The following is a 9,819-nucleotide window of genomic DNA, read 5'->3' on the forward strand; positions in this document are numbered from 1 at the left end:
TCCCCGCGGCGGCCGTCAGACGGTGGACAGTCAGACCGTGGACAGGTCGATCGCCCGGTCGACGGCCTGCGGCCGGAGCACGCGCAGGATGCCCTCCAGCAGGTAGTAGTCGGCATAGGGAAGGGAGATCTCGATCCCGTCCTCGTTCGGCCGGTTGCGGGTGCAGCGGGCCACGACCGCGTCCGCGCGGGCGGAGTTCGTCGTCAGGCAGGTCTCCGCCAGCGCGGTGAGCAGTCGCAGCGCGACCTCGCGATACGAGCGTCGGCCGGTGGCCGCGGCCAGGTCGAGCAGACCGCAGGCCGTGATCGCGCCGGCCGACGCGTCCTTGATGTCGTGGGGCTGTTGCGGCGCGCGGTAGTCCCACACCGGAACATGGTCCGGAGTCAGGGATCGCACCGCGTAGTCCGCGAGGCTGCGGGCGGTGGCCAGGAACTCCGCGTTCCCGGTCCGCCGGTACATCGTCGTGAATCCGTACACCCCCCAGGCCTGTCCGCGCGACCAGCACGACGTCGGGCTGTAGCCCTGCACGGTGTTCGGGCCGAGGGGCGCGCCGGTGTCGGGGTCGAAGTCGAAGACGTGCGGGGTCGATCCGTCCGAGCGCGGGAACACGCGCTGTGCGGTCCTCGTGTGCTCCACGGCGATGTCCAGGTACTTCGCGTCGCCGGTCTGCCGGCTCGCGAACGCGAGCAGGTCGAGATTCATCATCGTGTCGATGATGACCCGGCCCGCGTTGCGCTGGTCGGTCAGTGCGCCCCACGCGCGGATGAAGCGTCCGCGCGGGTTGTACCGCTGGATCAGGGAGTCGGCGGCCCGGACCGCGCCCGCCCGCCATACGTCGCCGCCGGTCAGCCGCCAGGCGGTGACCCAGGACGGGTAGAAGAGGAACCCGAGGTCGTGGGTGCCGGTGTCGTGCTGACGAGGGGCCAGTTTCTCGGCCGACGCCAGGGCCCAGGTGCGAAACGCCTCGTCCTCGGTGTGCAGCCATGCCATCCACAGCGTGCCCGGCCAGAACCCGCCGACCCAGTCGCCGTTCTGCGAGTACACCCACTTCTCGAACTTCGTGCCGACCGGGAACGCGCTCACGCCGGGCGCGACGGCGGCGACCTTCTCGACGGCGTAGTCCGCCGCCGCGCGGAGCGTGCGCAGGGTGGGGGCGGGAATCCGGTCGTCGGCCGCACCCACCGCCGGTGTCGCGGAGCCGCCTACGACTGCTGCGGCGCCGGCCGCGGTGGCCAGCACAGCACGTCGGGAAACACTCATGCCTACGCCTCCAACTGAGCAGTGGGAGAAAGGAGTTGACCGAGCGTTACACAGGGGAGTCAGGGATGTACACCCATGTGAGCCATGTTCATCACCGTGAACGCGACGGCCCGCTCGCCCTTGGATCGCCCTCCGCTCGCCCTCAGATCGCCCCCTGCTCAGAACCGCTCAGACCCCGCTCGCACCCCGCTCACTCACCCCCCGCTCACACCCGCACCGGCAGCCGTGCCGCACCGCGCAGGCTGAGCAGACCGTTCCACTCGACCTTGCCGTCCAGCGCGAGCCCGGGGAAGCGTCGGACCAGCTCGCCGAGCGCGACCCTGCCTTCGAGACGGCCGAGCGTCGCGCCCAGACAGTGGTGCATGCCGCCGCCGAAGGAGAGATGCCGGCGGGCGTTCTCCCGGTCGATCCTCAGCTCCTCCGCGTCGGGCCCCCAGAACGCCTCGTCGCGGTTGGCCCCGGCCAGGTTGGCGAGGATGAACGACCCGGCGGGGATGTCGTGGCCGCCGACGTGGTACGGCTCCAGCGTCACCCGCCTGCTGGTGTGCACCGGCGGGTCGTAGCGCAGCGTCTCCTCGACCGCGTTCGCCGCAAGCTCCGGATCGGCGCGCAGCAGCTCCATCTGGTCGGGGTTGCGGAGCAGCGCGAGAGCGCCGCCCGAGATCAGATTGACGCTCGTCTCGTAGCCGGCGACGTAGAGCATGGTGACCTGGGCCACCAACTCGTCGTGGGTGAGCTTGTCCCCGTCGTCCTCGGCGGCGATGAGCGCGGTGAGCAGGTCGTCGGCGGGTTCGCGCCGCTTGCGGGAGACGGCGTCGCCGACCAGCGCGAAGATCTCCGCGTCGGCGGCCTCGATCACCCTCATCACCTCGCGGTCGGGGGTCAGTTCGACGGAACGCATCAGCAGGCTGGTGAGCAGCCGCATGTGCGGAGTGTCGATCGGCGGCATCCCGAGCATCCGCGAGATCACGGTGAACGGCAGGGGGAACGCGAGCGACTCGACGAGATCGCCGCCCCCGTCCTCGGCGACGCCGTCGAGGGCCTCGTCCACGAGCGTGCGGATCATCGGTTCGAGGGCGTTGACCGCGCGTGCCGTGAAGGCCTGGGTGACCAGCTTGCGCAGCCGGGTGTGGTCCGGCGGGTCCCGGTCCAGCAGGGCGAGCCCCTTCAGCCGCGGCTCGTCCGTGACGCCCGCCTTCGCGTACGCGTCGCGAAACGGGCCCGGGGCGACATGGCGCTGCTCGACGGAGAGCCCCGAGCGCAGCAGCGCGGACACGTCGTCATAGCGCGAGAGCATCCAGAAGCCGCCCGGGTGCTCGTGCACCGGCGCGTACCGGCGCAGCTCCGCGTAGTGCGGGTAGGGGTCCTCCATGAACTCCGGCGTGAACGGATAGAAGATCAGGGGGTTGTCCTGTGGCACGGTGCTCACCGTTCGCGGCCTCCTTCTGTGTGCGTCGTCACTGGTTCCGACTCGGTTCGGGCTGCGCGGGACCGTGCAGCCGGGCGGTGAGGTGCGCCGCCGCGCCCTCCATGAGGAAGTCGGAGATCGCCTCGACCGTGCGCGCCCGCCACGGGTGCAGGGCCGTGCCGGAGACCGCCTGGTTGAAGGCGCCCATGGCGGGTCCGCAGTGGACGAGACGGTCGACCTCGGCCTGCGGGTCGCCGGTCACGGCGAGGCGGTGACCCCGTTCGAAGTAGCCCCGGAACACGGCGGCCAGCTCCGCGCCGGGGTCCGCGCCGGGCGTCGGGGCGGCGGGCGGGCGATACGCGCCGCCCAGGTAGCGGTCCAGGATCTGCGTCCTGGTGTCGTCGTCGAGTTCGGCGTACGAGGCGTGTCGGCGCCACAGGTCGTAGAGGCGGTTCGCGCGGGCCGGGAAGAGCAGGCCGCGCTTCAGATAGCGGGACGGCACGCCGAGTTCGAAGAGGTCGCCCAGCGGTGCGGTGTCGACGTCGTGCGTGCGGGTCTGCTGGAGCAGGTCCTTGACCTGGTCGCTGGTGGCGGCCTCGACCGAGCACTGGTTGACCGATCCGGTGAGCACGAAGTCGGCGCCGAGGACGAAGGCCGCGGCGGCCGCCTCCGGGGTGCCGATGCCGCCGGCGCAGCCGATGTGCACCCGGGGGCCCGGCAGGTCGGCCCGGTCCCGCAGCCGGAGCACCGCCGGGAGCAGGGTCAGCAGGTCCGCGGCGCCGTACACCCAGCCGCCGTCCGCCTCCACGCACAGGTCGTCGGCCATCGGGCGGTCCCGCGCCGCTTCGGCCTCCGCGGAGGTCACCAGACCTGCGGCGAGCAGCCGGGCGACGAGCCGTTCGGGGGGCGGGGCGAGGAACGCGGCGGCCACGTCGGTCCTGGACGCCTTCGCCAGGATGCGGCCGCCCTTGAGCCGGAAACGCACCAGCGCCTCGGTGATGAGCGGAAAGCCGGACGCCTCCACGAGCGTCACCCCGTGTCGCAGCAGCAGGTCGACGAAAGCGGCTTCCTGCTCCGGTGCGCCGTGCCGGTGGAGGAAGTTGACCGCGACGGCGTCCGAGGGGTCGACTTCGCGCAGCTGTCGCTCCACCTCGGTCAGGGTGAGGCCGCCGGTCCCGAGCACGCCGAGGAGCCCCGCCTTGGCCGACGCCCGCACCAGCTCCGGGCCGGAGACACCGCCGTACATCGCCCCGACGGCATAGGCGCGGCGCAGACCGTACCGCTCACGGAAGGTCCGGGCGCCGAGGTCGTCGGCGGTCAGGTCGGCGGCGGCGAGGTCGGCGGCGGCGCGCGGGTGCGCGGCCGGCGCGGCGGGGCGGACCGCGGTCTCGGGGAGCGGCGGGGCGACGGTCGCCGTCGGCTCGGAGTCCGGGAGCGGGGCGGCTGGGAGCGGGGCGGCGGAGGTCCTGATGCGTTTGTCGAGTTTGGTCAGCACCTGGCCGGGGCCGAGTTCGACGAACTCGAAGTCCCCGTGCCGCATCAGGGTGCGCACGGTCTCGGTCCAGCGGACGGGGGACGCGATCTGTGCCGTGAGGCGTTCCTTGAGGGTGTCGGGGGTGTACGGCAGGGCGTCGACGTTGGCCAGCACGGGCACCGTCGGCGGGCGCAGCGTGAAGCCGTCGAGGAAGCGGCCGAACTCCTCGGCGACACCGCGCAGGTAGCGGGAGTGCAGCGGCGCGTTGACGTGCAGGCGGACCGTGCGGGCGCCGGCCGCTTCGAAGGCGACGCACGCCGCGTCGACCGCCTCGCCGGGGCCGGAGACGACGAACTGGTCCGGGGCGTTGTGGTTGGCCAGGTCCAGGGCGTGCCGGGCGGGGTCGGCGAGCATGCGGACGACGGTCTCCTCGTCGATCCCGACCACTGCCGCCATGGCGCCGGCGTCGGCTCCGGCCATCAGTTCGCCGCGTCGCCGCACGAGCCGCAGCCCGGTGGCGAAGTCGAAGACCCCGGCCGCGAACAGCGCCACGTACTCGCCGAGGCTGTGTCCGATCAGGCAGTCCGGGGGCTCGGGATCGCGGGCCGCGCGGTCCAGGTAGGACAGCGCGCTCACCACGTAGAGGGCGGGCTGGGTGAACTCGGTGCGGCCGAGGCGGCGTTCGGGGTCCCTGACGCACAGCTCCTCGATCGAGTAGCCGAGCACGTCGTCCGCGATCGCCGTCTCCGCGGGAAACCGCTCGAACAGCTCCTTGCCCATTCCTCGCCGTTGCGAGCCCTGCCCCGGGAAGCCGTAGACCTTGGCGGCGCGGGGCGCAGACATGCTGCCGTCGGCCTTCCGTGGCGTCTTCGGCGGCCGGGCCGCGCGCGTACGGACCCGGTCGAGCAGGTCTGTGTCCTTGGCGAACTGGCTGAGCAGCGGCAGCGATTCCGCGCGCGTCCCCGGTGGAAGGAGTTGGCGTACGAAGCCGTGCAGGCTTCCCGAGGGGCCGAGGTCGAGGTAGCGGAAGTCGCCCCGCTGCCGCAGCCCGGCCATGGCGCGCTCGAACTCGATCGGCCGGCGTGCGACCCGCCAGAAGTGGTCCGCGCTCGGCGCGGTCACCGGCTCGCCGTCCACACAGGAGATCCAGGGGAGGCGGGGCGGCGCGAACGTCACCGAGTCGAAGGCCTCCCGGCAGGCGTCGAGTACCTGGTCCATCAGGCGGGAGTGGAAGCCGTACTCGACGGGGACCCGCAGATACGGCACGTCGGCGGCGCGCATGCCTGCCTCCGCGCGGGCCAGGTCCGCTTCGGGGCCGGCGACCACGAAGCAGCCCGGATAGTTGCGTGCGGCGATCTCGCAGGCCCGTAGTTCGGGCACGCGGTGCAGCACCTCGGTTTCGGCGAGCACGGCGGTCATGCCGCCGGGCGGGCTCGCGCGGAGCGCGTCGGCCTGCCGCACCAGCAGCCGCAGACAGTCGGAGGGGTCGAGGCTGCCGGCGACGACGGCCGCGGCGTACTCGCCGAGACTGCTGCCGAGGACGTGGTCCGGCTCGATGCCGTCCGCTCGCAGAGTCTCCGTCAGCGCGAGCTCGATCATGACGATGCCCGGGTGGGTGATCCGGGTGTCGATGAGCGGGTGGTTCCTCGGCTTCGCGGGGTCGAAGATCCGCGCGAGCACCGACTCCCCCAGCTCCTCGGCGGCCATGGCGTCGTAGCGGTTCAGCGCGGTGCGGAACCGTTCGTCGGCGTCGTAGAGCTCCTTGCCCATCCCGTAGTACTGGGAGCCCTGGCCGGAGAACAGGAACACGATGGGCAGACCGTCGTTGGCCGGTGCCTGCGTCGGTGCGTCGGTCGGTGCGTCGGTCGGCGCCTGCTTCGGTGTGTCGGTCGGTGCCTGCGTCGGTGCGTTCACGGGTGCGTTCATCGGTAGCCGTCCCAGAACATGCCCTTGGTCGCGGGCTCGGGTGCAAGGGGTTCAGCGGTCCCTCTGATGACGATCCTCCGGTTCAGGACGGGCTGCGGCAGAGGTTCCCTGCTGCCGTGGGCGGCTTCGGGCGCCGCGGCGAGCAGGACGTGTGCGTTGGTGCCGCCGTCGGCGAAGCAGTTGAGCGCGGCGAGCGGGGCCGTGTCCGGCCAGGGCCGGGGTTCCCGCGGAAAGTGCAGGGGCGAGGCGGTGAGGTCGAAGTGGGGCAGTGGCTGCTGGCCGGAGCCGAACGGCACCTGCTCCTTGTGGTGCAGCATGAGGACGACCTTGATGAACGCGGCGATGCCCTCGGCGGCCAGCGGATGGCCGATGTTCGGCTTGACCGAGCCGAGGGCCACGGGCCGTGCCGAACCCGCGCCGTACACGGCCTGCACGGCCTTGAGTTCGAGGAGGTCGGTGACGGTGGATCCGGAGCCGTTGGCCTCCACCCAGCCGACGTCCTCGGGGCGGTGGCCGCTGCGCGCCAGCGCCTCGGTCATCACCGCCTTCTGCGCCTGAAGGTTCGGCGTGGCCGGGCCGGCGGTCCGGCCGTCGTTGTTGATCGCGATCCCCTCGATGACGGCGAGCACCCGGTCCCCGTCCGTCCGGGCCTTCGCCAGGGACTTGAGGACGACGACGCCGACGCCCTCGCCGAGGACGAGCCCGGCGGCCCGGCGGTCGAACAGATGGAACTCGGGGCCGGGGTTGAGCAGTCCGCGCCGGGCGAAGATCCGGTGGGCCCGGTCGTCGGCGAGCAGGCTCACGCCGGCGACCACCGCGGCCTCGACGCGGCCGGTGCGCAGGGCCTGCGCGGCCATGTCCATGGCCACCAGGGCGGAGGAGCAGGCGGTGTCGACCACGACGCCGGGGCCGCGGAAGTCGAAGAACTGGCAGACGTTGGCGGCCAGGTAGTTCTGGCCGGTGACCATCACCGGGTTCTTCGCGCGCTCCACCAGCGTGTCGTCCGGCGGGCTCGTGGTCCGGCCGCCGACGTACACCCCGATCGGGCGCCCCTTCAGTTCGGCGGGCCGGTAACCGGCGTGGTGCACGGCCCGGTCGACCTCCTCCAGCAGCAGCAGACCCTGCGGGTCCATGGCGGCGACGTCCGCCTCCGACAGCAGGAACGCCTCCGGGTCGAAGCGCAGCACGTCCGGCAGCAGTCCGGCGTGGTGGCCGGCTCCCGGGCCGAAGCGCGGCTCGGGCAGCGGACGCAGCGCCGTACGGCCCTGGCGCAGCAGCTCCCAGTACGCGTCGGCGGATCCGGAGTCGGGGAACCGGCAGGACAGGCCGACGACCGCGATGGCGTCGTCGGCGCGTTCGCGTTCCGCCGCGGCCAGCGGTGCGGCGACCGGGGCCGTTCGGGCGGCTTCGGCGGCTTCAGTGGCCCCGGTTTCGCGGGGTGTCGTGGGCGGGCCGCCGAACACGGCGACGAGTTCCGCGGGGTGTTCCTCGGCGAGATACGCCGCGAATTCGTCGGCGGTCGGGTGCTCCAGGAGCGCCGAGGGGTCGAGGGACACGTCGAGCTGCTTGGCGAGGGTGCGCACGAGCTGGGTGACGAGGATCGAGTCGATGCCGTAGTCCTGGACCGGTACGTCGCCGGTCAGCTTGGCCCGGTCGAAGCGCAGTTCCAGCGCGAGCCGGTCGAGCAGCCATGCGACGACGGCCTCCGTCGCGCCCTGGAGAGCCACGGACCCGCCCGGGGCGGCCGACGCGTCGGCGCTGCTCACCGGCGGCGTCGGCGTCGGCGTCGGCGAGGGTGCGGCGGGCTGAGGCGGGGTCCGCTCGGCAGCGGTCTCCAGGCGGCGCTCGGTCAGCCGCTCGGGCCGCCAGTCGGCGTCCTGCCGCGGCACGGCGGGCAGGACCACTCGCGCGCCGCTCGCCAGTGCGCGATCCAGCAGGGCGAGGCCCTGCTCGTCCGAGAGCGCGGCCAGCCCGGACGCCCGGTAGGCGGCGCCGACGGCCTCCCCCATGCCGGTGTCCCGCCAGCTCGGCCACTGCACGCTGACCAGGGGCAGCCCGTACGGACGCGCCTCGGCGACCGCGTCCAGGTAGGCGTTGGCCAGCGCGTAGTCGCTCTGCCCGACCGCGAGTGCGGGAGCCGCCGCCGCGACCGACGAGTACAGCGCGAAGAAGCTCAGCGGCTCGTCGCGGAAGCACCGCGTCAGCACGTCCAGGCCGAAGACCTTCGGACCGATCACCCGGGCCATGCCGCCCGGCGACTTGCGGACGAAGGCGGGATCGTCGACGTCGACGACACCGGCGCTGTGCACCAGCCCGCCCACCGGGCCGAGCCGCGACCGGATGCCGGCCAGCGCCTCGGCGAGGGCTGTCCGGTCCTCCAGGTGGACGGCCGGCGTCTCCAGCTCCACGCCCTGGGCGACGAGTGCGGCCAGCGGGCGCAGCTTGCGTCCGAGTTCGGTGTCCGCCGCGATGTGCGCGTCCCACTCGGCCCGCGGCGGCAGCGGCACCCGTCCGGTGAGCACCAGTCTGCGCACCCCGTGCCGCGCGACGAAGTGCTGGGCGGTCAGCAGTCCGATCCCGCGCGTGCCGCCGGTCACCCACAGCACATGGCCGTCCGGGAAGGGCGGCACCCGCCTGGCGCCGGACGGCAGTTCGCGCAGCCGCGCCCGGTGCCGGACGCCGTCGCGGTAGGCGACCTCGGACGACTCCGTGTCGACGGCGAGTTCGTCGCGCACCCATCCGCACAGCTGCTCGTCCGTGCCCGATCCCAGGTCCGCGTGACGGGAGCGCACATGGCGGTACTCGCTCTGGAGCATCCGGTACAGCCCCACCCGGGCCGCGCCCGCCGAAACGGCCGGCCCGGTCCGGGAGACCAGCAGCGCGCGCAGGTCGCGGCTGCCCCGGTCGACCACCTGCTGCAGCCAGCGCAGCCAGGTGAACAGTGCCGACCGGTCCACGGGCGTGGACGGCGTCCCGGAGTCGGCACAGCCCGCCAGGTCGACCACCGCGTCGAACCGGTCCCAGCGGGTGTCGGCGGAGGCGAGATCGGCGGCCAGGTCGGCGGCGGTGAGCACGTCGGCGGCCGGAAGCGCGGCGGCCAGCCGGGCGGCCAGCGCCTCGGCGCCGGGTGCGGCCAGGACGGCGGTGCGGCCCGGCAGGCCCAGGCGGGCCGTGGTCTCGGCGGGCACCCAGTCCCTGGTCAACAGCACCCCGTCGACGGCGGGTCCGCCGGTGCGGGCGGCGGCCTGTGCGGGTGCGGCGGCGAGCGCGGCCAGTTCGGCGTCGGCGGCCGCCAGCCAGACCCGCTCGCCGCCGAACGGGTACCCGGGCAGCGCCACCCGGCCGGGTCGCGCCCCCTGGTGCAGGGCGGCCCAGTCGACCCGCAGGCCCGCCGTCCAGGCGGCCGCGTAGGCCGCCGGTTCGGGCGACAGCGGTACGTCGCCGTCGGCCTGCCTGCGCAGATCGACCACGCCGGTCCAGCTGTCGGCCGGGGTGCCTCCTGCGGCGAACTCGTGGAGTCTCGCAATCAGTTGAGCGAGGTCGTCGAAGCGGACCGCGAGCCGGTGCGCCATGGCCTCGCGTCCCGACTGCAGGGTCCAGGCGACGTCCTGCGGCGCGGCCCCGGCCCCCTCGGCCGCCTCGGCGCGCAACCGCGCGGCGGCCGCGTCGGCGGCCTCGGTCGCGTCGTCGAGGAGGAGCTGGTTGAGGCGGTCCAGGACGTCGGCGACGCGGTAGCCCTCGCGGGCCAGCA

The 9,819-nt window shown here is 73.5% G+C and carries 4 protein-coding genes; all 4 read right to left on the minus strand.

The window, feature by feature from the left end; all coding sequences use genetic code 11:
- Nucleotides 1–30: 30 nt before the first annotated feature.
- Nucleotides 31–1,260 carry a glycoside hydrolase family 88 protein gene (locus tag ACWCPF_RS27920; RefSeq protein ID WP_451047859.1) on the minus strand — a complete coding sequence of 410 codons (1,230 nt, stop codon included), beginning with the start codon at nucleotides 1,258–1,260 and terminating at the stop codon, nucleotides 31–33.
- 205 nt (nucleotides 1,261–1,465) lie between these two features.
- Nucleotides 1,466–2,689: a cytochrome P450 gene (locus ACWCPF_RS27925; RefSeq protein ID WP_451047860.1), complete on the minus strand. Its 1,224-nt coding sequence runs from the start codon at nucleotides 2,687–2,689 to the stop codon at nucleotides 1,466–1,468.
- A gap of 28 nt (nucleotides 2,690–2,717) precedes the next feature.
- Nucleotides 2,718–6,056: an ACP S-malonyltransferase gene (fabD, locus tag ACWCPF_RS27930; protein WP_451047861.1), complete on the minus strand. Its 3,339-nt coding sequence runs from the start codon at nucleotides 6,054–6,056 to the stop codon at nucleotides 2,718–2,720.
- A gap of 8 nt (nucleotides 6,057–6,064) precedes the next feature.
- Nucleotides 6,065–9,819: beta-ketoacyl synthase N-terminal-like domain-containing protein (locus ACWCPF_RS27935; protein ID WP_451047862.1), on the minus strand; the 3,755-nt coding region annotated here is incomplete at its 5' end.

This window comes from Streptomyces sp. NPDC001858, from assembly GCF_053594615.1.

What these genes read in the sequence shown, in the direction of transcription:
- ACWCPF_RS27920 (WP_451047859.1), bottom strand. Translation starts at nt 1,260, where the DNA reads ATGAGTGTTTCCCGACGTGCTGTGCTGGCCACCGCGGCCGGCGCCGCA.